Here is a 26,331-nt window from a genome sequence, read left to right on the forward strand (position 1 = left end):
AGTGTAACCAGGAGTGAACATTGTGAGTAAGCCGAAAAGTTTTGTAATTCATTAGGGTACATTCTGCGCATTAGTACAGCGCCACCTCAACCAGGCAACTCATCGCATTCGGGCCTTGCGTCAAACGAGAAGTCCCAATATCCAATGTCAGGACATTCGGGTTACCGGATTGCTCAACCTGATGTTGTTGACTATCAATAGGTTGCTGACTACCAAAGCCGGGGTCAAACCATGCCCCTGTAGCCATCAGCACTACGCCACGAGTCACACCATCAGTAATGCGCACCCCCGCCAGACAATTACCGCGTAAGTTACTCACTTTCACCTGGCTGCCCTCAGTTATTGCACGGCTGGCCGCATCCTGCGGATGCATATAAAGAGTTTCGCGCCCTGCAGTTTTATTCCCCTGCGCCAAAGGGGCCGGATCAAGCTGGCTGTGCAAGCGGTCACTCGGCTGGATAGAGATCAAATGCAGCGGCCATTGTTCCGCCTGCGGTGCGCCCAGCCATTCAATAGGGGGCTTCCATTGTGCATGCGGAGCAAAATCATCATATTGATAACTGGCGATTTTTTCACTGAATAGCTCAATTTTACCACTCGGCGTCTGCAGTGGATTAACCTGCGGATCAGATCGGAAAGCATCAAAGAAAACAAACTCTTTCTGTGGAGCCGGTAAATCCACATGCCCCCGTTGCCAGAAAGTATCGAAATCAGGCCATTCCACCCCATGAGGCTGTTGCGCGGCACCACATTCTTGATAGATATGCTTGATCCACGTCATTTCATCGCGCCCCTCAGTAAAGGTGTCGCGATAACCGAGCCGCTCAGCCAAATCAGCAAAAATATCGAAATCGTGCCGGGCTTGATGCTGCGGGGCAGTGGCCTGATGCATCGCCAAGACATAGCGGTCTCGAGACGAGCCACCAATATCATTGCGCTCCAGCGAACTGGTCACCGGCAACACGATATCGGCCATTTTAGCCGCGGGTGTCCACCAGATATCCTGCACAATCACAGTATCCGGCTTTTGCCAGCCCTCCACCAGCCGGTTTAATTGCTGATGATGATGGAAAGGGTTGCCACCCGCCCAGTGCACCAGATGAATGTCGGGGTAGGTATGAGTTTCGCCCTGAAATTGATAAGGTTGCCCCGGTTGCAGCAACATGTCACAAATCCGCGCCACCGGGATCGCCAGCCCAGATGGATTTTTCCCCACCGACATAGTTGGCCCTGGGGTATCAATTCTGGGGTTACCCACGCCATTCATTGAGCCGTGACCAAATGAGAAACCGCCACCAGGCAAGCCCACTTGCCCTAACATGGCGGATAACGCGATTACCATCCAGTAAGGTTGTTCACCACGGTGTGCGCGCTGAACTGAATAGGAGCAAGTCATAAAGCTACGCACACCAATAAGTTGCTGTGCTAACTGACTTATTCTTGCCGCCGGAATACCGGTGATTTCACTGGCCCAGTCTGGCGTTTTCGCGACGCCATCACTCACTCCACGAATGTAATCGGCTAATTGCTCATAGCCCACACAGTGGCTAGCCAGAAAAGCACGGTCTTCTCCCCCAACCCGCTGAATTTCATATGCCAGCGCCAGCATCAATGCCACATCGGTATTCGGGCGAATGGGTATCCATTCCGCATTAACAAAGTCTGGGCAGTCATCGCGCATCGGGCTGATGTTAATCACCGGCGTCCCTTTTTTTGCCAATTTCTCCAGCCAGGGTTTTAATGAGTGCTCCGCTGAACCGCCAGAGGATACCTGAGCATTTTTCAAGGCTAATCCACCAAAGGCGATAAACAGCTCGCAGTGCTCGACCACACTCGGCCAAGACGTCACTCTGCCGGTCAGTGGGCTAAAAGTCCCTATCACATAGGGTAAGAAAAACTGCGCCGAACCCCAACTGTAGTTACCAAGTTGATCAACCCCCCCACCGCCACCGAAATAGAAACGCCGAACTAATGAGCGAGCGTGATGTAAACGCCCAGCAGAAGACCAGCCATAGGAGCCGGTAAATAGCCCTGATGGGCCATATTTATCCCTCACACGGCGATTCTCTGCTGCGACTAAATCCAGTGCAACATCCCAGTCCACCTCAACAAAATCTTCCCGTCCACGCAAAGTGCGGTCACTTTTTTCCCGGTGCTGTAACCACGAGCGACGTACTGCGGGTTTGCGGATACGTTTGTCGGAATAGACCATTGGGACAATGGAATCCAGCAAGGGTGACGGATTGGAGTCATCGGCAAAAGGTTCGCAGCGAATTAATTTGCCATCCTCAACGACGGCGGTGTATGCGCCCCAGTGGGCAAGCTGGGGGTAACGGGTGATGGACATAGCTATCTCAAACAATTAAATAGATCATAAAAGTAACATTTACCCAGCAGTAAACCCAAAGCACAATTTTGACTAAACCTAAATGTTTTGGACTAAGCAGGTACTGATGTTTTTTTGTTCGCTGTCTGGCGGTGTGACTTTTTTTGTCGCCCATCCGGGGGTAATGTTCCTAATTTTCGATGCTGCGCTTTTTTCTCACTAAGTTGCGATCATCCCCCCTTGCGGAGCGCCCTGTTTTCCGCAAAACTGGGTGATGTAAGCGATTACCCTGAAAATTTCTGGAAGAAAAATGGCCACTATTAAGGATGTTGCCAAGCTGGCGGGTGTTTCCGTCGCGACGGTATCTCGTGTTATCAATAATTCGCCCAAGGCCAGTGAAACATCAAGAAAAGCGGTATGTGACGCTATGGAGCAGTTGCAATATCACCCGAATGCCAATGCTCGGGCGCTGGCGCAACAATCAACAGAAACCGTCGGTATGATTGTCTCTGATGTATCCGACCCCTTCTTTGGCTCAATGGTCAAAGCCGTCGAGCAAGTGGCTTATGCCACCGGTAATTTTCTATTGATTGGAAACGGTTACCATGAAGAGGAAAAAGAGCGCCAGGCTATCGAACAACTGATCCGCCATCGCTGTGCCGCGCTGGTCGTCCATGCCAAAAAATTATCCGATGAAGAATTGACATCATTAATGCAGCAAATTCCCGGTATGGTGTTGATTAACCGCACTTTACCCGGTTTTGAAGCTCGCTGTGTCGCATTGGATGATCGTTACGGTGCCTGGCTGGCAACCCGCCATCTGATTCAACAAGGTCATAAACGGATTGCGATTATTTGCTCCAATCATCAGATTTCAGATGCTATTGATCGGCTGCAAGGTTATCTGGATGCACTGGAAGAGTTTGGTCTGCCGGTTGACGACCGCTTAATCTCCTACAGTACGCCAGATGAAATCGGCGGTGAGCAAGCCATGACCGAGCTACTTGGCCGCGGCAAACACTTCACCGCGGTCACCTGTTACAATGATTCGATGGCGGCTGGAGCATTATCCGTGCTCAGTGATAACAGTATCGAGGTGCCGCAAGAGATCTCACTGATCGGTTTTGACGATGTGTTGATCTCGCGTTATTTGCGCCCTCGCCTGACCACCATTCGCTATCCGGTGGTAGCGATGGCAACTCAGGCGGCAGAATTAGCATTGGCGCTCGCCAATAACACGCCACTGCCCGAAATCACTAATATGTTCAGCCCAACACTGGTGCGCCGCCATTCAGTCGCTAGCCCACAAACTAATATTAACTCCCCACTGGCAGATGAGTGAAGCATTGGGTCACTATGATTAAATCAGCTCTAATGCAATAAGTTCTTCGATGGTTTGGCGGCGGCGAATTAAACGCGGCTGCCCCTGCTCGAACAAAACTTCTGGTAATAATGGGCGACTATTGTAGTTAGAAGACATTGATGCGCCATAAGCCCCGGTATCATGGAATACCAAATAGTCGCCAATTTTGGCGGTAGGTAATGCACGGGTTTCTAACCCACCACCGGCTTCTTGAGTAAACACATCCCCAGACTCGCAAAGCGGGCCAGCGACCACAGTATCAAGCAGTGGCTCGCCCGCTAGTGAGCGCCCATCGGCAGGTAGCAACGAAATATGATGGTAACTGCCATACATGGCCGGCCGCATCAAATCATTAAAGCCCGCATCCACCAAAACATAGTGTCGGCGGCCCATATTTTTCACCGCCCGAACTTGCGCGATTAGCACACCGGACTCTGCCACCAGGAAGCGGCCGGGTTCAATTTCAAGACTGACAGCATGGCCCAAATGGGCGGCAATTTTCTCGCGAGCGCGATTCCATAAACCATAATAATGTTCGGTATCAATCTCATCATCACCAAATTGGTACGGAATAGATAACCCGCCACCAGCCGAAATAGCGCTGATATCTTGCCCAAGCGCGATAACTTGCTGCACCATAGCATCACAAACTTGTTCCAAATGCTGATAATCAACACCGGAGCCAATATGCATATGAATGCCCACCAGCGTTAAACCATATTGCTGAATTTTATCAATGGCTTGCGGCAAATCCTCATGCCAAATACCGTGTTTGCTGTTTTCACCGCCGGTATTGGTTTTCTGACTGTGTCCATGGCCGAACCCCGGATTGACCCGCAGCCAGACAGGGTGGCCGGGCGCATGCTGCCCCAGTTGATCAAGCATATCGATGGAGCCAGCATTCACCGGGATGTTTAATTCCGTCACTCGCAATAATGTGGCCTGATCCAGCAAATCGGCAGTAAAGACAATCTCAGCGGGTTCCTGTCCCGGCTGGAAACCAGCCTGTAATGCGCGTTCTATCTCGCCCAGTGATACCGAGTCAACTTTGACCCCTTGCTCACGCATCAACCGCAAAATATGAATATTTGAACAGGCTTTCTGAGCAAAACGAATGACATCAAAATGACGCAATTGATTGATTTTTTGAGTAATGATTTCACCATCATAGGCCCAAACCGGGCAACCAAAACGCTCTGGTAAAGCAATCAGATTTTGGGCAGTCAGTGCCGTAGAAATATCGTTAAGTGCGCGCGGCATAGGTATGTCCTAATAATGGATGGTCAATATAGGGGCGAAAATAAGGATTTCGCGGATGACTTATTATTAACGACAGAGTGGCGGTGAGGAAAATATCTATTTACCCTTAGTCTATTCATTTATGATATGGATTAGATGATTTTTACACCACCGCCGGAGCGCTGTGATGCCCGCTATTTCTCTACGACAAATAGAAATTTTTCATGCTGTTATGACCACCGGTAATCTGACTGAAGCCGCATTATTGCTCCAGACATCACAACCGACCGTCAGCCGTGAATTGGCTCGTTTTGAGCAATTAGTCCAGTTAAAGCTGTTTGATCGAGTGCGCGGGCGGTTGTATCCCACAGTGCAAGGTTTGCGCTTATTTGAAGAGGTTCAGCGCTCTTATTATGGGCTTGATCGTATTAAACAAGCCGCCGAGGGAATCCGCCAATTCCAGCATGCACAGCTTTCTATTGCTTGCCTGCCGGTATTTTCTCAATCACTGCTACCGGCAGTGTGCAAACCCTTTATTGACCGCTATCCGGAAGTTAGCCTCAGTGTTATTCCGCAAGAATCACCTTTATTGGAAGAATGGCTTTCAGCCCAGCGGCACGACCTCGGCCTGACAGAAAATACGCAGACCCCAGCAGGCACGGTGCGTCATGCGCTGATGACGGTGAATGAAGTTTGTGTATTACCCAATGATCACCCGTTGCGGGAAAAAAGGGTTCTCACACCGCAAGATTTCCAGGGCGAGAATTTTATCAGCCTGTCAGTCACCGACAGTTATCGCCAATTGTTGGACAATCTCTTTACGGAACAAGGTATTAATCGAAGATTAGTTTTGGAAACTCACAGCGCGGCATCAGTTTGCGCCATGGTGCGGGAGGGGGTGGGGGTCTCCATTGTTAACCCATTAACCGCGCTGGATTATATCGGCAAAGGGGCCGCTGACGGCGTTTGCATACGGCCATTCAGTGTTGAGATTCCCTTTACTATCAGTTTGATACAGCCAATGCATCGCCCATCATCAACTCTGGTGGAGACCTTTATCGAGCATCTGAAACAACAGGCAATCACCTTCCAACAACGTCTGGCCGCGGTGATTGCCCAACAGTATTAAGCGGTTAATTAAACGGCTGTGACCTTACTGGCGCGCGCCCGAGAGAAAGTAAACAGACACAGCAGCAAACCAATCACTGCGAGTCCGGCGGCGGCCAGCGGAACGGCCGTCAATCCCAGCCCTTTGGCGATCACCACGCCCCCAACCCACGCCCCTAAAGCATTACCGACATTAAAGGCCGCAATATTGAGGGTTGATACCAAATTAGGGGCTTTTTTGCCGTAAGTGACGACGTTAATTTGCAAAGCTGGCACGGCTGAGAATGCCGCAGCTGACCACAAGAATAAGGTCACTTCCGCCGCCAAGAATGAGTTACTTGTCCAGCTAAAGAGGGCTGAAAAAATCGCGATGAGCAAGAACGTCATGGTCAGACTCACCGATAATCGCCAATCAGCTAACCGCCCACCAACAATATTGCCCAATGTCAGACCCACCCCCATCAACAACAATGTCCAACTGATACCGTGCTCAGAAACCTGAGTCACTTCAGTTAGAATTGGCGCGATATAAGTAAAGAGGGCGAACATCGCCGCAGCAAAAAAGACCGTCATCAGCAAAGATAACCAGATGCCGCCACCGCGCAGCGCCGCAATCTCTTTGCGTAACTCGGTCGGCGCTTCCTCCTGAGAAGAAGGCAGCTTGCTATAAAGTGTTGCCAGTGAGAATAAGCCGATGACCGAGACGACCCAAAATGTCGAACGCCAGCCGAAAGCTTGCCCCAAAGCGGTTCCCAAGGGGACGCCCAACACATTCGCCAGTGTCAGGCCGGTAAACATCAGCGCCACCGCAGACGCCCGTCTATTGGGGGCCACCAGATTAGAAGCCACCACAGCACCAATACCAAAAAAGGCCCCGTGGCTCAGCGCGGTAATGACCCTGGCTAACATCAGGAAATCATAACTGTATGCCAGTGCACACATCAGGTTACCAATGATAAAGATAACCATTAATAACAATAATGTCTTTTTACGCGGTAACTTAGCCGTCAAAACCGCCATGATAGGTGCGCCGATAGCCACCCCCAGCGCATAGCCACTGATTAACCAACCTGCAGTTGGAATCGAGATGTGCAAATCACCCGCCACCTGCGGCAACAATCCCATAATGACAAATTCAGTGGTACCAATAGCAAAAGCACTCAGTGCTAATGCCAAGAGCGCAACAGGCATAATCAAAGCTCCCAGTCAGATAATATCTCCCCGTCGTAGGTCACAGGCAGATCAAATTGTTGCCAGTAATAATTAACCGACATGTAGCAGTAAGTAGAAAAAAGGCAAAAGAAAGCGGCCAATTGCCGAATAATGCAGCAATAACCCTATTATTTATAATTGTTTAATTTCTCAACTTGCCATACCCAATCAACTTCAACATGACAGGCATAGATAGAAATAACATGAGTTGAGGAATGATGACCAGTAATGAACAGAGTTATAACTAGCCTGATAAGTAATAATTTATCATTTTTAGCGATAACCAAATGAAATAAATAATGATTTAGACACATCGCCAACAATAAAAATATGTTTGAGAATGTAACCGCGCAGCTAACACCGCTGCGGTTTCAAATAGGCAGGCCCACAAACTAATTGAAGACGCAGCAAGGCAGCAAATAAACGAATCTCGATGAGCTGACTCAAGTCAGTGATTCGGGTGAGTGAATGCAGCTAACACCGCTGCGGTTTCAAATAGGCAGGGGGTGAGTGGCAAACCACTCCACCAAAAAGTCCAACATCGACCTTAATGTCGCTGGCATTTGCCGACGTGAGGTATAGATTCCATAAATTCCCATCGCCTGTGGTTGATAATCTGGCAATAATCTTATTAGCTCACCACGGGCAATATAAGGCGCGGCGGAGTAGCAGGGTTGCAAAGTGATACCGGCACCTTCTAATGCTGCGCTGAGCAAAACGACCGATTCATTGGCACTGAGATTCCCCCCGACCGCAACAGATGATTTAATTCCTTGTTGATCAAAATGCCATAAACTTTTACCAAAATAGGAATAGGTCAGGCAGTTGTGAACTGCCAAGTCAGATGGGATTTTCGGCGTTCCTTTAGCAGATAAATAACTCGGCGAAGCGCAAACCACTGAATGGCAAATGGAGAGCGGACGAGCGATTAAATTGGGATCTAAATCATTGGTAATACGCAGTGCCAAATCAATACGTTCCTCCACCAGATTGACAGTTCGGTTATTCATTTGTAAATCCACTGCGACCTGAGGATGACGGCGTAAATACTCAGTAACGGCGATCGCCACTGCACTTTGTCCTAGCGATTGAGAGCAACTGATACGCAACAAACCGCGCAGTTCATCATTTTCTTGCCCCTCAACTAAATCCATATCTTTAGCAAATTCAAGCATATGTCGGCAACGCGTGAGTGTGGACTCCCCAGCATGAGTCAGACTCAATTTTCGAGTTGTGCGGTGCAATAAACGTGCTCCGGCCCATTGCTCCATCTGCGCCAAATAGCGTGTCACCATGGCCCGCGACATATCCAAAGTCTCGGCAGCGGCAATCATACTGCCCCGCTCAACAATAGCGACAAACACCTCTGCTGCGGTAATCCTATCCATTATTAGCTCGATTTAAGCAACAAACAATTGCCTATTATCGGGTTTTTCTATCGATATAAGCAATCTATTATCTAGCCCATACCCCAGTCACTCTCAGGAAAATGAACATGTTAAATAAAACTCTATTACAAATGGCCTTTGCTGGCCTGACAACTTTCGCTGCTGTATCAACGGCTAATGCAGCTGAACAGCTCAAAATGGAAGTTTATAACCCCGGTGAAAAAAGCATCTTCCCGGTATCGTCTGAAATTATCAGCGGAAAAACTGAAGTGGTGCTGATTGATACTCAATTTCAGCGCAATGATGCCGAAGCTCTGGTGAAGAAAATTCAGCAAAGTGGTAAGAAACTGACCACTATTTATATCAGCCAGGCAGATCCTGACTTCTATTTCGGCCTGGATGTGATTACCAAGGCTTTTCCACAAGCTAAAGTGATCGCAACCCCGCAAACCATTGAAGAAATTAAAGCCACCAAAGACGGGAAAATGGCCTATTGGGGCCCGATTTTGAAAGAAAATGCCCCTACCCGTGTCATTGTCCCGCAAGAGCTGCAAGGCAAAAGTTTTACGGTTGATGGACAGGAAATTAATATTGAAGGCTTAGATGGGCCATCGCCAGAAAAAACATTTGTCTGGATCCCATCATTAAAAGCGGTCGTCGGTGGTGTTGCCGTCTCGGGTAATATTCATTTATGGGTCGCTGATACTCAAACAACTGAGTCACGCCAAAACTGGCTGACAACACTAGATAAAATCAAAGCATTGAAACCAGTCACCGTGGTTCCAGGGCATTATCTTGATAACGCACCACAAACATTAGAATCAGTGACCTTTACTCAACGTTATTTAACGACGTTAAATGCAGAAATTCCTAAAGCAAAAGACTCAGCTGAACTCATTGCAGCGATGAAAAAACATTACCCTGAACTGAAAGATGAATCTAGTTTGGAATTAAGTGCCAAGGTGCTTAAAAACGAAATGAAATGGCCGCAATAAAAGCCATTAACATTAATTGTCACTGAATAAGCTCATCAGAAAATATAATTTTAGGAAAACACAATGGCCGGTACAAAGTTACATTACATTTTTGATCCATTATGTGGCTGGTGTTATGGTGCCGCGCCGCTGGTACAAGCTGCACAAAATATTCCTAATCTCACTCTGGTATTGCACGGTGGTGGAATGATGTCAGGAGCTAATCGTCGCCAAATAGATAGCCAATGGCGTAGCTATGTTATGCCCCATGACCAACGCATTTCACAGCTAACCGGGCAAATTTTTGGTGATGATTACTTTAATAATTTACTGAAAGATACTTCAGTTATTATGGATTCCACACCGCCGATCGCCGCTATTCTGGCATCGGAGGCATTTGCAGGCCGGGGTGCAGAACTACTGCACCGCATCCAACACGCTCATTATGTTGAAGGCCGCCGCATTGCAGATACTCCTGTGTTAACGGAACTTGCTGTGGAACTTGGGCTAGATAAGGATTCATTTATAAACGCCTACAATAGCGCTTTAACAACATCCAGCCAGCATATTGCTGAAAGCCGCGCATTACTGGCTAAAGTACATGGACACGGCTTCCCTACTTTTGCACTGGAAGACGAACAAGGGAAAATAACGCCCCTGCCCGCAAATGAATATTATGGAAATCCGTCTGGCTGGGGTGAGTTGTTAAAAAGTATTACGGCACATTAAAAACTAACTGCGACCGCCTTATTAATATGGTGAGGAGGTTGTACTGTGGCTGGCAAACAAAAGCGAGCCACAGATTAATTGAGTTGAAAAGTTTGTTGCTGTAAAACCTCAGAGGCGCGAGTAGATTGGCCGACTAATTCAGCATTTAGTTTTGTAACTTCATTAATCGCCCCTACCCGCGCAGTTATATCCTCAATACCTTTACTTTGTGCATGTGATACAGCAGATATTTCTATCATCAAATCCATCACTTTTATAACCACGTCAATAAAAGCGCGTAAGTTGTCACCAGAGCGACCCACCAAACCGGCCCCTGCTGGAATGTAAGTTGAAGAGTTCCCAATAAGGCGCTTAATATTCAGTGCTGAATGACCAGTGCGCTAACATCCCCACTTCCCATGCAATAATGGAGGATCGCCGCCCGTGTTCACCTGCATGAGCAGCATTTAAAGCCAGAATATTGGTTTGGAAAGCAACTGATTCAATCAAGGTGATAACCTCAGCTATCGCCTGCGAACCCGCAGAAATATCAGCCATCGAACTCACCACGCTCGACATCATGCTCCACCTTGGCTGGCGATATAATGCGAGAGAATATTTTTATTACAGTTAACGATGATTGGCATAACAATATTACCCATCAAGTAGGACAGATATATCTCAATAAATAGAAAGATATATTTATATATCATTACGAGTCAGTAAACGTAAATTATTAACAGGATGCCCTTCGGACTGTTCTATCAACATCATATCTTCGTTCAGTCGATAGAAGATAGGGTGACTTACCGCATAGGGCGTATTCAGAAGGTCATCCAGATAACGATTCTCACCCTCTATAATTGTTAGAGATAATATTTTACCGATAAAAATATTAGCCTTAACATCTACCACATTAAAAGCAATATTTCTTCTTGCTTTTACATAACCATCACTACCATACACATCCGCAGATGATTTAACCTCTCGTCCAATAATACTAACCCTTGAACAAACATGATAATTCTCTGTTAGATTATTAAAATCATGATTGACTGTCCAGTAGCCTTCTATATCTTTCATGGGATGAAAGCAGGAGTAAAAACGTCCAAATACATATCCTAATCCAATACTAAATAAAATTCCAAGATATAATATTTTCGTTATTTTTTTTCGCATACTAGCCCCATACTCTGACATTTGCAGATAGTGTAATCACCATTTTTTTGTTTTTTTAAAAATACATAGGGTTCTTTATTATAGGAAAACAAAAAATCTTTATCGCGAACTTCATCTAAATTCACTAATATAGGCAGTTTTTTCACATCAATAAGTTTCACTTGATAATAGTTAGATGTCATATTGAATGAAACCAATAAAAAAAAACAAAAAGTAATAAAAATAATAATTTTGCAAGTAAAACCAATAGACTCCGAGGGTGAATAGATACTTTTATCTTTAAGGTGATCGACAGAATCAACCTCAGTAATTAATAAGTTTGGCGCAAGATTATTGGCAGTAAAATCAGGTTTAATACCAATACTATATCCTTTTTTAGGAATTGTGGTAACCAACTCATGTTTTTTATCATCCAAAGCATTCCGTAAGTTACTAATAGTTTGAGTTAATGTATTGTCAGTAACATAACTTCCTAGCCATATTTTCTTCTCGATATCCTCACGAGAAATAGCCTCCGGATAGTGAGAACACAACAAAGACAAAACTTCAGACTCTTTGTTTCTTATTTTTGTAATACACCCTCTATTATTAATAATTCTCTTTCTCGGAGTAAAAACAATATCACCAAGAATTATTTCATCCATTTCATTTCTCACACTTTTAAATATAACTTAAGAAAGTAACAGAAATGACAACATTAGGCCTTAACTGAAGAAAATAAAAAAATCAAATACAATAATTTCAATAAAAATCAAATAGTCATAAAAAAAATCGGTTACTTGATTTTATCAATCTATCAAAAAAAAACCATTATTAATAAAAAATGTAAATTATTTAGACATAGACTTTAAGATACAATTTATAAAGTAGTAATAAAAATAAACTTACTCTATAGAAGGCATATATGAAAACAAAAAAATACAAAGTCATTTTATTAATCATACCAACTATTTTTGGATGTGAATCACATAATAAAAAAAACTCATTTGATAGGGATGTAATAGGAAAAGTAACGGCCCTGACATCGGGTATCCACTTCCTAAAAGAAATATGTGATAGAAAAAACCTACCCAATGAAAATGAAATAGTCAATATAGCAATTAAGGCACTAAAAAAAGATAAAGCGGTAAACAATCGTGAGTTTAAGACTAAAATAGCAACTCTAACTAAGATCAGATATGAAGAAATAAAATCACATAAAACAGATGACAAAAAAAAATGCCATGAACTTGAAAGCATTCTTAAACGATTTATTAAAATAGTAAGCTCGTAATATACTCACCCCAAAAAATATACCCAATGCCAGATAACGAAATATAAGGTCCAAATGCAATAAACTTTCTTTTCTCATTTGAAAAAACATCAATAAGTATATAGGCAATGATCCCCAGGCTAGAAGAAATTAAAACTAGAAAGGGTATAGCAGTTATACCAAACCAAGCCCCCAAGGCTGCCATTAACTTAAAATCACCATGTCCCATACTATCAATATCTTTTAATAGCTTAAATATCCAATAAGGCGACCATAAAAATAAATATCCTATTACTGCACCAAAAACAGAAAATGACAATGGTGAAAAGGTATCATTTATATTTAAAATAAGCCCACACCAGAGTAATGGCATTGTAATACAGTCAGGAAGAATATAGTAACTAAGATCAATAAAGGTCAGAACAATAAGAGCCCAAACTAATAACAAACTACAAAAGACTAAATAAGTATCTTGAAAAATAAAACCAATAATAGGTGTTAGGAATGCAGTCAACAGTTCGACGATAATGTATCGAGGATTTATTCTTCGGTTACAACATTTAGTCACTCCTTGCAAAAATAACCAACCTAATATGGGGATATTATATCTAAGCGGCAAAGGGCTATAACAATGTGAACAAAAGGATCGAGGGAGACACAGATTAAATCCACATTTAAAGATATCAGAATTTTTTTTGTCTATAGTATCTTCAGGAACACAACTCAGAAGCATAATAGGAAGACGATAAATAATAACATTTAAAAAACTTCCCACACATAATCCAAGAAAAATATAAAGTGAAAGCCAGGGCAAAAAATGCATATCAGTCATAATTGTATTCTATACCTTTCTATAGTTTATTTAACAAAACAATATCGCCAGTAATATAATCGCCATCTTTATCAATAGTTATATTCACGTTACTTACTTCAATCCTTTCATCTTGTGATAACATAAGAAATACATTCAGAAATTGATAAGAATCAGCACTTTCAATGTTCACTAAAATAGATTCTTTTTGTAAGTCAGTAATTTTGAATGCGATAGCGTTTTCATTAAGCAATGTTATTAACCCATCCTTAAAACCTCCACTAGAATGGCTACTAAATACAGTATTTGAATTTCTTTTCATCTTTAGCCTTTCAGCAAGAGATGATAGATTAATAACATTATCATTTAATATATCATATTGTTGTAAATAAATTTCATTTTCCAACATTGATTTTATAGCAAAACAAAATAGAATAAATGCCATAAAAAAAACAAAACTCGGTTTGAACAACAATAAATATAAAATATTTTTTTTAAAATTCATAAACAACATTCAAATGTTATATCGTTAGTTCCATTATCATTAATAACTTTAGATATACTAAACCTTTTATTTTCATCATCTACTTCGTTTAATGCCAAATTTATCTCTCGCCCCTTAGGTGCAGTTACATTAAAGCTAATTTTATTTTTCTCTTTATCAAAAACAAGGCTATTTATAGCGACATCAGTCTTGCCAAAGACTTCACTCGACATATGCAAAAAACCAATAAAGTCATGATCTATCATATGAATATTATATATTCCCTTATGAACATTAATGCTTTCTGTGTTTTCATATTTTTTTATTACTGGGTATTGAGTATAAAAATCCTGCAAAACTACATTTAACATATGAATATCCCGTAATATATCAATATTATGAAGCCAAGAATTTAAACACATTACGATAGATAATAAAAAGCACAAGTAACCAGTTCTTAACACAGGTGTATTATGAGCAATTTTTTTTCTATGCCGATAGTATCTTCCACTCAATAAATTAACATTATTATGTTCAAGATTATTAGCCATAATGCGTAACACTTCGCAATAATGTGTTGAATGAGAGCTAAGAGTTTGAACATCAGGGTGACTAAGTAAATTTTCAGGGAGAGATAATGACTTTGACCGGTATAAAACTTCAAATATATCTTCCTTGATTGAAAAACCAGACATATCACCGTTTCTTATTAACCATTCATTACCCAGCTTTATTGAAAACCACTCTTCATCACTAAATGGTAATGTTAGTACATCCGGTATCATAGCCGTTGCAGATATGCCCGCATCCTTTAACCAGCCTAGCCAAACATTCATTAACTCATGCTCAATAGCTGCTATGTAACAAAAAGCACTATCTACTTTTAGTGTCACTATATGGAAATCATCTATATTACTAATAATTGAACGTTCAATAGAGAATGCAAGGGATTTTTTATTATTTAATATTTCTTTATTTTTTATTCTAACTCGCCTAAAAATCACAAAACTAGCGGGTATTAATATTCTCACATCACTATTAAACCATAGAGAAATACTTTTCAATTCAGTATGATGATCTAGTTTTCCATATTTTACATTTTCCGCCCCTTCTATCTTGGCATACCAGTAAATGGGATCACTTGCATGACTTCCTAATCTAATAACTAGTGTTGTTCGAGGGGAATCTACTCTCTTGATATTCTTCACTAAAACTCAGTCTCCGTTGTAATACGATAATATCTTTCTCATTTACATGAAAAAGACTCATTAACTGATTCCCCCCCCCTTTGCTTTCTAACCTAAAGATAGATGAAAAATAATATTCATTATGCAAAAAACTCAATCCGTCAATATTTCTTATTTCATTAATCTTATCTATATTAACAGTTGCATTATTTACAAGAAAATCAAAGAAAGACTCAACATTTTCAAATTCATTATTATATTTAAATGATATCGCTTTGGTAATATCGCTTTCACTAATTTCATTCATAAATATTGCTTGTAATAACTGGATATGATTAACGTCAAGCATGTTTACATTGATTAATAATTTAGTGTCATTTCTATAGCAAAGAAATGGAATTATCTTCAAAAAATCCTCATCATTAATATTAAGTAGATCGCCTATTGAGTCACCCACTAAGAGAGCATTCCTTATAGCTAATATGGAATAGCTATGTTCATTATTTATATTGTTCTGTTTTGAATTGTCTTGACTAGCATGGTTGAAATCCATTATTAACTCATTGAGCACTGTCGAAGTAATATTATTTAGTTGAAAAAGATACTTTAACACTAACCAATGATAGATATAGTCATCCTTATTAATATAACTATTATTGTAGCGAAGAGTGTTTACATTAAAACAGTTTGTTCTATCAATTAGCTTATAACGCACATCTCTATTATTTATTTTTATAACTGATTTCGATGTTAATAATAGCGATGAGATAGCTTCAAAATGTAATTTAGTTGGCATTTTTTCAATTATATTTTTTAGAAAAAAACCTTCAGAACCCAGCAGTAAATTTTTTTCAGATTTATTACGTTCACTATTAGCCACAAAATAAAATGTATCATTTAGATAAAAATAGGCAGTAAAAACCATTGTACTCATCAGTAGAGTGACAGATAAAACGAGTAATAAAGCAACACCACGTTGTTTCACTCTATTATCCTTAGTTATATATTATTATTTAATAAAACAATAACTTTTCTTATAGTGCCTATATTTTCCAGCTCAATAATCAACTCAATTCCTTCAGGTAAAATGGCTATTTCGTCCCACTCATTTATCCATTTATTTTCATGAAAGACTCTAATGCGAAATTCTGTCACACCATCTAGAATTTTTGATACTGTCGGTTGATCTTCATTTAAGTGATACGATAGTTTTTCCAAAATATTACTCCTTAACCTATACCCTAAAATTTGTGATTCCATGTGATAGGTGAAGCTAGTATTAACGCCAATGTCACACGAAAAGTAAATGCCAAAGTCATCACTACCCAATAAAAATTTACCAACCCTAATACCATTATTAAGTTTTTTATTATGGTGTGAATAAGCATATATCATTGTATGTGAAAGTTGATGATCTAGTGTATTTACTACCCTCTGCAATTTATTAACTTGTTTTGACTTTTTATTAACTGCACTACTTCCTTTGCTAACAACAGTCATAGCTTGGTAAACAGTTAAACTTATCAAAGTGAAAATGATTACAGCCAATAAAACCTCTAATAATGTAAAACCTTGAGTGGGACGTTTATTCATTAATAACACGATATCCTTCCAGGATAAATATAGGAACTTTACTATTTTCTTGGCTACGGACTTCAACCGTCACAATACCTATAGTTTCATTTATTATTTCTCTTGATTGCCAATACCATAATTTGTTAACAACAAAATCGCTTCCTTTTATCCAACTTTCAGTTTGCTCTATTCTTTTCAATTTAATTTCAGCTAAAGTATTCTCCGCAACCCAAGAAGCCGAGACCCTATTTTCAAGTGTTTTGACCCATAGTAATTGCTCACTAATAATGGCCATGATTCCGATACCAACAACAGAAAAAATCGCCATTGAGAGCATGGATTCTAGCAATGTGAAACCCGAATAATATCGCAAGTCATCACCTATTAAACCCTAAAAATTCCATAATTTATAAATCGTTGTTCGTGTCATTTTTTACTAATGATGTTAACCAATTGCCTATATCATCTTCAGTCCCTACTTCTCTATCTGGTCCAGATGAGAATATATCAATATCTTCATATCGGCCGGGATTATTCATCTGATATGAGTTACCCCATGGGTCTTTTGGTAATCGTCTAATATATCCACTATTAGGGTAAGTACGTGGAATCGGTAGGTCTGTTGGTTTGATAACTAATGAAATAACCCCTTGTGACTCAGTTGGATAATGACCATTATCCAACTTATACATATCTAGTGCATTCTCTATCGCCGCAATATCACTTAATGCTTTTTGCTGGTCAGCTCTATTTTTATTTTCCATTAGGCTGGGTACTGTCAAACTAGCAAGCAAGCCTAAAATAATAACGATCACCATCATTTCTAATAATGTAAAACCATTATATTTAATATTATTCATAGTTCTCCTTAGACAGTAATTATAAAATCAAACTATTCATTTCCAGTATTGGTTGAAAAATTGCCAAAACAATAAAAAATATAAACCCGGCCATTAAAATCATTATTACTGGCTCTAGTAATATTACAAATATATTTATATTATCAATTAATTCCTGCTCTTGAATATCTGTTATTTTTTCCAAAATAATATCTAACGTCCCGCTACGCTCACCAGATATAATCATATGTAAAATCATAGGGGAGAATCCATTACTATTAGCTAGAGACGATGACAAACTCCCACCTTCGCTAACTAATTTTGCAGCATTTTCTAACCCCTGCTTTATATATAAGTTAGTTACCACAGAACTGCTAATTTCCATCGACTTGATCAAATTAACACCATTAGAACTCAAAATTGTCATCAGTCTTAAATACCTAGATATATTTAAAATAAATATTACCTTACCTAAAAACGGGGTTTTCAAATAAAAAGATGCAAAGAACATGTTTATCATTTTTATTTTTGATAATCCACACCCTCCCCAAAAAACAATAATAAAAAGTATAGTAATTAATAATATATTATCTTCAAGCCAATGAGTCGTCATTATTAGGACTCTAGTAGACAATGGTAATACTTTATCATAAGAAACAAACTGTTCAATTATATTAGGGACTACTACAGATAACAGTGTTATTATAACTCCGATAGATATTAAAATTAAAATAGCAGGATAGACTAGCGCTTGAGCTATTTTATTTTTCACTTTATATGCCTGTTCTATATGATCGGCAAGCTTAGATAGTACTAAACCTAAATAACCTGATAGTTCACCTGCAGCAATCATAGATCTGTATAGTGAATTAAAAATAACTGGAAATTGTGATAGTGAATCGGAGAACGAATGGCCTTCAAGGATTTTCTTCCTTATCTCATTAATCACACTATTAACATTGTTTTTCGTACTTTGCTTTTCAATTATCTCTAGTGCTTCATCTAATGGGATTGAAGCATTGACTAAAATAGACATCTGCCTGGTAATTAAAATAAGATCCATGTTATTTATTTTTTTAAAACACTTATCCCAGCGTAAAAACAAACTTTCATGTTTAATTTTAATTTTTAATAAAACCATTTTTTTTTGATAAATAACATGTCTGGCCGCTAATATATTCTCAGCTTCAATATTGCCTTTTATTTTCACCCCTTTATTATTAATAGCTAAATAATTAAACTTTGGCATACTTATCTTCTAAACTTACCCTCATCACTTCCTCTATTGTTGTGAGGCCTCCAACTATCTTTTCAATACCATCTTGCTCTATACTGCGTATATATCCCTTAGCTATTTTACTTAATTCAAGTTCGCTTCCCCCTTTATAAATACCCTCACGTAAATTGTTATCGATAATCAGTAATTCGTGTAAAGCGATTCGGCCACGATAACCTGTTTTATTACAATTATTACAGCCAACCGCACGAAATCCATATCCCTCTATAGGAATTTGATCATGAATATTCAACATTTGCAGAGTATCCTGTAGGTAGGGGCACTGTTCTCGGCATTCAGCACATAATCGTCGAACTAAGCGTTGAGATAAAATAGCCAACAAAGAACTAGATAACATAAATGGTTCAATCCCCATATCTTTGAGTCTAGTGACAGCACCAATCGCACTGTTAGCATGCAATGTTGATAAAACTAAATGCCCAGTTAAAGAAGCTTGAACTGCTATTTGTGCGGTTTCTACATCTCGTATTTCACCGATCAAAATAACATCAGGGTCTTGGCGCAGAATTGCTCTTAAGCTACGTGAAAAAGTCATATCAATCTTTGAATTAACTTGTGTCTGAGAAATTCTATCTATGTCAAATTCAATAGGGTCCTCCACTGTCATGATATTTCTTTCGCATGCGTCTATTCCCATTAACGCAGCATAGAGCGTAGTGCTTTTACCTGCGCCGGTAGGCCCAACAATTAATATAATACCATGGGGTTTAACAACCAATTTTTTCATGATATGGCTGTTTTTTTTCGACATTCCCAAACATTCTAGATCTAGTTTAAGGCTATTCTTATCTAATAGACGCATGACAACTCGCTCACCATGATTTACTGGTAATACCGAAACGCGAACATCCAATGATCGCCCTGCTAAACTGAGTGCTATACGGCCATCTTGTGGGATACGTTTCTCTGCAATATCTAACTTTGCCATAATCTTAATTCTCGAAACCAATAGTAACGCAACCCTACGTTGTAGCTCTAATATATTTTTTAACACACCATCAACACGAAATCTTATAATTACTTTCTCACTAAAAGATTCTATGTGTATATCTGATGCCAATTCTTTTATAGCTTCTACCAATATTGTATTTATTAGTTTTATTACTGGAGCTTCATTATTACTATCGAGTAAATCCTCACTAATTGGAAGTTCACTACTAAATGAATAAATAGCAATTTCATCACTTATAGCGTTCATTATTTTATGTGATTGTACTGAGCTATTCTGATATACAGCAGCAAGTTGAGTGTCAAACTCATCATCAGTTACAATTTGAAGCCCAATAGGGCGATTGCCAACTCTGTTACCTTCAAGTATTGACTCAAGAGAAGCGGAGTCACGACAAATAATTTGGTAACCTTGTTTAACCGGTACTAAAATAACACCATTATCCTTGGCCCAGCTAAACGCTAATGGCAATAATTCAGATTTTATGAGGGTCATTTTTTTACCCCTATCATTTCATAAAACTCTACTATATCGTTTTTAAGAGAATTAAATTCATCATTTTTTATTTTTTCTGATAATACTTCCAGCGGTTCTTTTATATCTATAGAATATAAATTATTATGTTCAGTATATTTATCTGCTGTTGCTTTACTATAGTCACTTGTCTCTCTGAGTATTGTCGGCCTGATAAAGAGAATCAGATTACTTTTCTCAATCTTTTCTTTCCTCTGCTGAAATAGTCGGCCTATTAAAGGAATATCACCTAAAAAAGGAACTTTATTTATGACTTTATTCAATTTTTTATCTAATAGTCCCCCAACGACAACTGTTTCACCACTTTTAACCAATACTGCATTATTAACTACTCTCTTATTAAAAACCGAACCTAAATTATTGGCATTAGCATCAGATCTGTCAGCAACACTTGATACTTCTTGCCGAATTTCTAGCAAAACTGAATCGCCTTGGTTTATCTGTGGTTTGACTTTCAACATAACACCAACAGATTGTCTCGAAATCGAGTTATATACTTTATCTGTGGCCGTTGTTTGTGTAGAGGTAAGCACCGGAACTTCTTGACCGACATTGAACTCTGCCTCCATATTATCCAGAGTGACAATACTTGGGGTTGCGAGAATATTATTATTTGAATTAGTTGCTAGAGCAGTGAACAGACCATTCCAATTTCCTTTGTAAAAACCAGCTGTTAATCCTGATATCACCATAGGAAGGGGATTTTCACTACTGCTATTTGCTCTTATACTATCTGGATTTTGGATAAAATTGATCCCTCCATGAAACTTATTAGCCCATTGAATACCCAGATTCAGTCCTTCTCCATTTTGAGTTTCAACTATAATCGCTTCGACCAATACCTGAGCACGTCTGACATCTAGCTTTTCAATAACCTGATCTAATTCTTTCATTATTTTTGGATGAGCAGTAATCACTAAAGCATTTGTTTGATCATATGCCTTTATAGACACATTTCTAGCGTTGCTCTTCCCCGCTATTTTTTTGGCATTGTCACTTTGAACGCCACTGCTGACACCATTTAATACATCCAATAACTTCGATGCTTGTGCATACTTCATATAAATAACTTTAGTCGTGCCATAACTATCTTGTTGATGGTCAAGCCTCTTTATCATTTTAATGGCTCTTTTTCTGGTATGACTATCACCACTGATTAAGACTGAGTTAGTTCTCTCATCTGCAATGACTTTCCCAGCATTAAATAAATCTTTTTTAGTTGTATTTACTGGATTTATAACTTGATTGACTAATTTAATAATATCGGCGGCGATAGCATGATTCAATTGATAGAGTTCAATTTCTGCATCTCCAGGTTGATCTAATGTACTAATAATACTATATAAACGATTTACTACTGCTGCACGCCCTGTAATAAGCACTACGTTTGATGGGTCATAGTGAATGATACTTCCTGACTCAGTATTATCATTTAACTGGCGAAGTAATGGAGCCAAGTTCTTAGCTAAAATGTATTTAAGTTTAAATACTCGGTTAATAAGCTCATCACCTTGGGTTTCTTCTGCATTCTTTTGCAGCGGAACAACGGAGTTTTTTGCACGTTTTGCAGGGATGACCTTTAATATATTATTAGGCATTTCAACAACTGTGTACCCATAAACATCAAGTACATTTAAAAAGAATTGATAATACTTATCTTTATCCAATTGCTCAAAGCTACGAACGCTGACTACCCCTTGAACCTTGGGATCTATAATTATAGTTTTATTAATGTTCTTACTCACCGTATTAATAAACTCTTTTATATCAGCATCTCTGAATGATGCGGAAAAGTTAGCACCATAGACTACCGCAGGTAAATAAGAAGCTAAAATTACCAATCTAAATAAATTAATATAAAACGGACTGAATCTTAAAAAAAAACCAACCACATGAGTATAGGCTATAAATATTTTATTGTAGTAGTACATGAAAACACCTTTCTCAACAAATCAGGGTGATTTATCTATAACATCACGAGTATGTAGTGCTCTCCATTTTCATTGATTATAATCCGGTCTTTTAATATTTTAACAATAGTAACAGCCTCTACTTTATCACCCTCTAAGTATAAATTTTGTTTCCCATCAATTTCTAAAATTACAATAGAGCTTGCCTCATCCGTATGCTCCAATACACCCACTAATTTTAGAGTACCAGTATAAATTGGTGAGTTTAAAATATTCACTATCTCTGGAGTTATTTCTTTATCATTGTCTTTTCTTTTAAAAACAATAGAGTTTTTAATATCCTCTACCATTTTAGTTTTACTTATAAAGTTATTGCTCCATTCCCCCTCATATAATGATGGGACTTTTCTTTTATTTCTCTCCATTACCATATTAAAACCAACGCTAACTTGATAAAAAAAGTACGATATGAGAATAATTTCTAATATGATATTTTTTCTATTAAGCAATACTTTATAGGGTGTTATAAGTATCAGGTTAAAAAATGATAACACCCTAGCCTCTCATACGCATTTTAGTTTAATATTAAAATAGACAACTATTATCAATAACCAACAAACCTATCAGTTGTATTATTTGATACCATCGCGCTCAATATCCCAGAGTCTAATCTGAGTCCGTATCTATTTATGGTTTTTACGATCCCATCAGGTATGCCGGCATTCTTCAAATGCACTCTGAATTTATGTATTAATTGATGGTAATTATTATCTGAAATGCTCTTATGATTCTCATACCAAACAACTTTAATGATATCTTGTTTTCTATTAACATCATTAAACAGACACATCACCAATCTCTTTTGTTTTTCATTAATATCAATGGTTAATTTTTTAGAGTGGAAATGTATTTTATTCATACAGCAATCCAGTGATATCTCTTTTTCATAATCAATCACCCCTTTACCATTAATATCAATGAATTTACTGCCAGAAACAACAGAGACTGTATCAACGTACATATATAACCCCTACAAATATATTCACTCAGTTAATAATAATAAATCACACTACAGATGTGATAAGAGAACTAGTGATTAGTATCGTGCTTACTTAATGAATAAATCCAATTAAATTATATTTTTTAATTATATTTGATGTTTTAAATGGTTTTCCCACACAAAAAACATTCCAATCATAGGCAAAAAATAAACAGTAAGATTGTATAACAATACAATTGAAACCTATATCACCAAAAATGAAATAACTCAGCCCTATGAAGGGAACGCTTCCATTTAAAATATCTATATATTACTTTATTCATTTAGAAAAATACACGCAACCACTGAGTTAACATACAATAATAATTAAAAAACTCAAGGAATAAATGTTGTTTAATAATGTCAAATAAAGCTATTCATTATTGAAACATAATAATAACATTATATGTCATTTTTACTTCTATCTGTAAGGTCTATTTATTGATTTATATAATTCATATAGCTCGGAGTTTAACTAAAAAACGCCCATCACCATATGGAAATTTCTGTTTTATCGTGCAAGACTTGCTTTAAACATATAATCACAAATTTTAATTATGACCAAGGGTGTTACGTCAACAAAAAAAATTAAAGGATATATAAATATTAAATTGAAAAATATTTGATATTCCCCTTGAATGCGCTCAAGGGGAATTGAGAAACTCAACTTATTACATGAAGAACTCGACTTCACCGCCATTTAAGTTATACATACTGCCTACTATTTTCACTTTCCCTTCTTTCTCTAATTTATTAATTATTTCGCTATTTTTACGAATCTCATCAATAGTGTGTTTTACATTATTCTTCGCAACAGCATCTACATATTTTTCGTTTTTGCCACTCTTCTCACCATCAAATTGAGTCGTTGCAATCGCGGGCTTAATTTTATCGAGGAGGCCAGTCAGGTTGCCGAGTTCTACGTTATCAATAGCACCTTTGACAGCACCGCATGCAGTATGCCCCATGACCAAAATAACCTTTGCCCCCGCGGCGGCACAAGCAAACTCCATGCTACCTAATAAATCATCATTAGAAATGTTACCGGCAATCCTGGCATTGAATGTTTCACCAATTCCTGTGTCCAGAACAATTTCAGCTGGCGCTCGAGAATCAATGCAGCTCAATATAACGGCCGAAGGAAATTGCCCCTCTGCACTACTGCGTTTTTGTGCGAGATAATCGTGTTGCTGCATTTTCCCAGAAACAAATCTTTTATTACCTTGCTTCAATCCTTCCACTATCTGGTCGGGTGTTAATTTATCCCGTTCTTCTCGTGTCAGGGAAGCTGCATATGATATCTGAGGTAACCCTAGCCCAATCCCGCCAATAACACCCGCAGCGGTGATGCCCAAAGCAGCTTTTAGCACGGTCCTTCGGCTATTTGGATGGCTATCTTCTGAACAACAACCTGTTATCTTACTCATACTCTCTCCTTGAAACTATTGTTGTTATTTTCGATGCTGCACAATTAGTGAGCAGCCTATTAAATGTAGTACATCCAACTTGTTTTACACGATAGATAATAGATAGATTACCAAAAAATAAGCCTATTCTTGATTTCTAACCCTCCGAATTACATGTTGTTATTAAGTTCTCGATGGTTATCCCTCATCCATTGCGCCAGAGAGTCCAGTGTTGGCTTTAATGTTTGTCCTAAAGAGGTAATCTCATATTCAACACGTGGCGGCACTTCGGCATAAATTGTGCGGTGGACCAACCCACGTTGCTCGAAAGCCCGCAGTTGTCGGGTCAGCTCTTTTTGGGTAATAGGGGCAATCGCCCGCTGTAGCTCGCCAAATCGAATCGGGCCAGCAGTCACGATCAAACGATAGAGAATAGGAATTGCCCACTTCCCGGCAATAAGCTCAACGAATTGCACCATTGGGCACTTTTCTTCCGCGCGAACTCCATCGGATAGCGATTTATTTTTAGCTGCGAGGGGCTGATAAGCTGTCATTACGTTCCTGTTTCATCCTTAGTATCAAATTGGTACCTACTATACTTTAGATACTTTTGTATTAAAAATAGTCTTCCATTGCTCCCAATAGGAAGGCTCATCATGAATCGTTTGAAAGATAAGTATGCATTGATTACCGGTGGTACTAGCGGTATCGGGTTAGAAACGGCGCGCCAGTTCTTGGCCGAGGGGGCAACTGTCGCGATTACCGGCCGAAATGAAGCCGCATTGCAAGCGGTACATGCCGAACTCGGAGAGCATGTTTGGCTATTAAAAAGTGATGCCCGCAATATCGCTGACCAATCAAAACTGGCGGCTAAACTTGCTGAAAGCTGGCCACGTTTGGATGTTGTTTATATCAATGCTGGTGATGTGACTCACAATCTAATAGAAGAGTGGGATGAAGCTAGCTTTGAACGAGTGATATCAACCAATCTAAAAGGCCCTTTTTTCCTGTTGCAATCATTGCTTCCACTGCTGGCTAACCCCGCTTCTGTCATTCTTTGCGGTTCAGCAAGTGTCCATATTGGTTTGCCCCAAAGCAGTGTCTATGCCGCTAGCAAGGCGGGGCTGCTTTCTCTTGCGCGCACCTTATCCGGCGAGTGGGCTGCAAGAGGAATTCGGGTTAATGGGTTAAGCCCAGGGCCGACACAAACTCCGGCCCTGCAAAAGCTAGGGTTATCAGGGAGTGAAGAAGAAAAACTGACGGAGCAAATTCGCCAGTTAGTGCCGATTAAAAGAATGGGGACACCGGCTGAAATTGCGCACGCAGCAGTATTTCTGGCTTCGGATGAATCCAGTTTCGTGGTCGGAACGGAGTTTCGGGTCGATGGCGGCGTCAGCAGTCTTTAGAGGGTTATGACTGACAAGAATTAGGTGGGGATTGAGGCCTATTTTTGAAATAAAACATTAAAGTTAGAAAATATCGTGAAGGCTGCAATCATAATTATTGGGAGAGGCCCGATTTAATAGGATAAAAGGGGCATTTTCTGCCCTCC

Annotated in this window: 26 protein-coding genes and 1 pseudogene; 6 read left to right on the forward strand and 21 right to left on the reverse strand. The window is 39.5% G+C overall.

Translation table 11 applies throughout. The features are described from left to right. Positions 1-70 precede the first annotated feature (70 nt). Complete coding sequence (locus OP863_RS15395; RefSeq protein WP_265525491.1) at positions 71-2,347, reverse strand: molybdopterin guanine dinucleotide-containing S/N-oxide reductase; 2,277 nt, start codon at positions 2,345-2,347, stop codon at positions 71-73. Positions 2,348-2,636: 289 nt separating this feature from the next. On the opposite strand from OP863_RS15395, the gene galR reads away from it, so the two are divergent. Continuing rightward, positions 2,637-3,668, forward strand: coding sequence for an HTH-type transcriptional regulator GalR (gene galR, locus OP863_RS15400; RefSeq protein ID WP_038631166.1), 1,032 nt, complete (start codon positions 2,637-2,639; stop codon positions 3,666-3,668). A gap of 18 nt (positions 3,669-3,686) precedes the next feature. Here the strand turns inward: galR and lysA are convergent, their stop codons facing one another. After that, entirely contained in the window at positions 3,687-4,949 is a 1,263-nt protein-coding gene (gene lysA, locus OP863_RS15405) for a diaminopimelate decarboxylase (RefSeq protein ID WP_145590998.1), read from the reverse strand. A 166-nt stretch (positions 4,950-5,115) separates the two neighbouring features. On the opposite strand from lysA, the gene OP863_RS15410 reads away from it, so the two are divergent. Then, the gene (locus OP863_RS15410) at positions 5,116-6,057 is read left to right on the forward strand and encodes a LysR family transcriptional regulator (RefSeq protein ID WP_145590999.1); all 942 of its coding nucleotides are present in this window, start codon (positions 5,116-5,118) and stop codon (positions 6,055-6,057) included. A gap of 8 nt (positions 6,058-6,065) precedes the next feature. On the opposite strand, the gene OP863_RS15415 is transcribed toward OP863_RS15410, so the two are convergent. Together OP863_RS15415 and OP863_RS15420 are read right to left on the reverse strand one after the other, a co-directional pair. Continuing rightward, entirely contained in the window at positions 6,066-7,226 is a 1,161-nt protein-coding gene (locus tag OP863_RS15415; RefSeq protein WP_145591000.1) for an MFS transporter, read from the reverse strand. 512 nt (positions 7,227-7,738) lie between these two features. Further along, on the reverse strand, positions 7,739-8,635 hold the full coding sequence (locus tag OP863_RS15420; RefSeq protein ID WP_145591001.1) for a LysR family transcriptional regulator: 897 nt from the start codon (positions 8,633-8,635) through the stop codon (positions 7,739-7,741). A gap of 107 nt (positions 8,636-8,742) precedes the next feature. Between OP863_RS15420 and OP863_RS15425 the strand changes: the two genes are divergently transcribed. Together OP863_RS15425 and OP863_RS15430 are read left to right on the forward strand one after the other, a co-directional pair. Beyond that, positions 8,743-9,630, forward strand: coding sequence for an MBL fold metallo-hydrolase (locus OP863_RS15425; protein WP_145541343.1), 888 nt, complete (start codon positions 8,743-8,745; stop codon positions 9,628-9,630). A gap of 63 nt (positions 9,631-9,693) precedes the next feature. Further along, a complete protein-coding gene (locus OP863_RS15430) occupies positions 9,694-10,338 on the forward strand; it encodes a DsbA family protein (protein ID WP_145589230.1) in 645 nt (214 codons plus the stop codon). Here the strand turns inward: OP863_RS15430 and OP863_RS19965 are convergent. The 3 genes and pseudogenes from OP863_RS19965 to OP863_RS15450 all read right to left on the reverse strand — a co-directional run. Further along, positions 10,335-10,916: pseudogene (locus tag OP863_RS19965) on the reverse strand (methyl-accepting chemotaxis protein); the annotation flags it as partial. The gene OP863_RS15430 and the pseudogene OP863_RS19965 sit on opposite strands and share 4 nt — an antisense overlap. Positions 10,917-11,019: 103 nt before the next feature. Continuing rightward, positions 11,020-11,496 carry a hypothetical protein gene (locus OP863_RS15445; protein ID WP_265525493.1) on the reverse strand — a complete coding sequence of 159 codons (477 nt, stop codon included), beginning with the start codon at positions 11,494-11,496 and terminating at the stop codon, positions 11,020-11,022. Further along, a complete protein-coding gene (locus OP863_RS15450) occupies positions 11,481-12,140 on the reverse strand; it encodes a winged helix-turn-helix domain-containing protein (protein ID WP_042562466.1) in 660 nt (219 codons plus the stop codon). The genes OP863_RS15445 and OP863_RS15450 overlap by 16 nt, the downstream gene beginning before the upstream one ends. Before the next feature lie 260 nt (positions 12,141-12,400). On the opposite strand from OP863_RS15450, the gene gspS reads away from it, so the two are divergent. After that, positions 12,401-12,769 carry a type II secretion system pilot lipoprotein GspS gene (gspS, locus tag OP863_RS15455; RefSeq protein ID WP_265525494.1) on the forward strand — a complete coding sequence of 123 codons (369 nt, stop codon included), beginning with the start codon at positions 12,401-12,403 and terminating at the stop codon, positions 12,767-12,769. On the opposite strand, the gene OP863_RS15460 is transcribed toward gspS, so the two are convergent. The 14 genes from OP863_RS15460 to OP863_RS15525 all read right to left on the reverse strand — a co-directional run bounded on the left by OP863_RS15460 (position 12,750) and on the right by OP863_RS15525 (position 25,333). After that, positions 12,750-13,580: a prepilin peptidase gene (locus tag OP863_RS15460; RefSeq protein ID WP_265525495.1), complete on the reverse strand. Its 831-nt coding sequence runs from the start codon at positions 13,578-13,580 to the stop codon at positions 12,750-12,752. The two genes, gspS and OP863_RS15460, sit on opposite strands and share 20 nt — an antisense overlap. A 19-nt stretch (positions 13,581-13,599) precedes the next feature. Next, complete coding sequence (locus tag OP863_RS15465) at positions 13,600-14,064, reverse strand: hypothetical protein (protein ID WP_265525496.1); 465 nt, start codon at positions 14,062-14,064, stop codon at positions 13,600-13,602. Continuing rightward, complete coding sequence (gene gspL, locus OP863_RS15470; RefSeq protein ID WP_265525497.1) at positions 14,061-15,251, reverse strand: type II secretion system protein GspL; 1,191 nt, start codon at positions 15,249-15,251, stop codon at positions 14,061-14,063. Before gspL ends, OP863_RS15465 begins: the two co-directional genes overlap by 4 nt. Then, positions 15,202-16,215, reverse strand: coding sequence for a type II secretion system protein GspK (locus OP863_RS15475; RefSeq protein WP_265525498.1), 1,014 nt, complete (start codon positions 16,213-16,215; stop codon positions 15,202-15,204). The genes gspL and OP863_RS15475 overlap by 50 nt, the downstream gene beginning before the upstream one ends. Positions 16,216-16,229: 14 nt before the next feature. Beyond that, positions 16,230-16,823, reverse strand: a complete 594-nt coding sequence (gspJ, locus tag OP863_RS15480) for a type II secretion system minor pseudopilin GspJ (RefSeq protein WP_265525499.1) — start codon at positions 16,821-16,823, stop codon at positions 16,230-16,232. After that, positions 16,816-17,133, reverse strand: coding sequence for a type II secretion system protein GspI (locus OP863_RS15485; protein ID WP_265525500.1), 318 nt, complete (start codon positions 17,131-17,133; stop codon positions 16,816-16,818). Before OP863_RS15485 ends, gspJ begins: the two co-directional genes overlap by 8 nt. Positions 17,134-17,212: 79 nt before the next feature. Further along, complete coding sequence (gspG, locus tag OP863_RS15490; protein WP_038631143.1) at positions 17,213-17,665, reverse strand: type II secretion system major pseudopilin GspG; 453 nt, start codon at positions 17,663-17,665, stop codon at positions 17,213-17,215. A gap of 19 nt (positions 17,666-17,684) precedes the next feature. Continuing rightward, positions 17,685-18,893 carry a type II secretion system F family protein gene (locus OP863_RS15495; protein ID WP_265525501.1) on the reverse strand — a complete coding sequence of 403 codons (1,209 nt, stop codon included), beginning with the start codon at positions 18,891-18,893 and terminating at the stop codon, positions 17,685-17,687. Continuing rightward, the gene (gene gspE, locus OP863_RS15500; protein ID WP_050292094.1) at positions 18,880-20,385 is read right to left on the reverse strand and encodes a type II secretion system ATPase GspE; all 1,506 of its coding nucleotides are present in this window, start codon (positions 20,383-20,385) and stop codon (positions 18,880-18,882) included. Before gspE ends, OP863_RS15495 begins: the two co-directional genes overlap by 14 nt. Then, positions 20,382-22,355 carry a type II secretion system secretin GspD gene (gspD, locus tag OP863_RS15505; protein ID WP_265525502.1) on the reverse strand — a complete coding sequence of 658 codons (1,974 nt, stop codon included), beginning with the start codon at positions 22,353-22,355 and terminating at the stop codon, positions 20,382-20,384. The genes gspE and gspD overlap by 4 nt, the downstream gene beginning before the upstream one ends. A gap of 35 nt (positions 22,356-22,390) precedes the next feature. Next, positions 22,391-22,765, reverse strand: coding sequence for a type II secretion system protein N (locus OP863_RS15510; protein WP_265525503.1), 375 nt, complete (start codon positions 22,763-22,765; stop codon positions 22,391-22,393). A gap of 173 nt (positions 22,766-22,938) precedes the next feature. Further along, positions 22,939-23,355: a winged helix-turn-helix domain-containing protein gene (locus OP863_RS15515; RefSeq protein ID WP_038631135.1), complete on the reverse strand. Its 417-nt coding sequence runs from the start codon at positions 23,353-23,355 to the stop codon at positions 22,939-22,941. A gap of 689 nt (positions 23,356-24,044) precedes the next feature. Beyond that, entirely contained in the window at positions 24,045-24,800 is a 756-nt protein-coding gene (locus OP863_RS15520; RefSeq protein WP_038631132.1) for a carbonic anhydrase, read from the reverse strand. 149 nt (positions 24,801-24,949) lie between these two features. Beyond that, positions 24,950-25,333, reverse strand: a complete 384-nt coding sequence (locus OP863_RS15525; protein WP_145591330.1) for a winged helix-turn-helix transcriptional regulator — start codon at positions 25,331-25,333, stop codon at positions 24,950-24,952. 102 nt (positions 25,334-25,435) lie between these two features. Here OP863_RS15525 and OP863_RS15530 point away from each other — a divergent pair, with 102 nt between their 5' ends. Continuing rightward, positions 25,436-26,185: an SDR family oxidoreductase gene (locus OP863_RS15530; protein WP_265525504.1), complete on the forward strand. Its 750-nt coding sequence runs from the start codon at positions 25,436-25,438 to the stop codon at positions 26,183-26,185. Positions 26,186-26,331 lie beyond the last annotated feature (146 nt).

Origin of the sequence: Yersinia sp. SCPM-O-B-9106 (C-191) (assembly GCF_026183365.1) — a bacterium.
GTDB lineage: Bacteria > Pseudomonadota > Gammaproteobacteria > Enterobacterales > Enterobacteriaceae > Yersinia > Yersinia rochesterensis.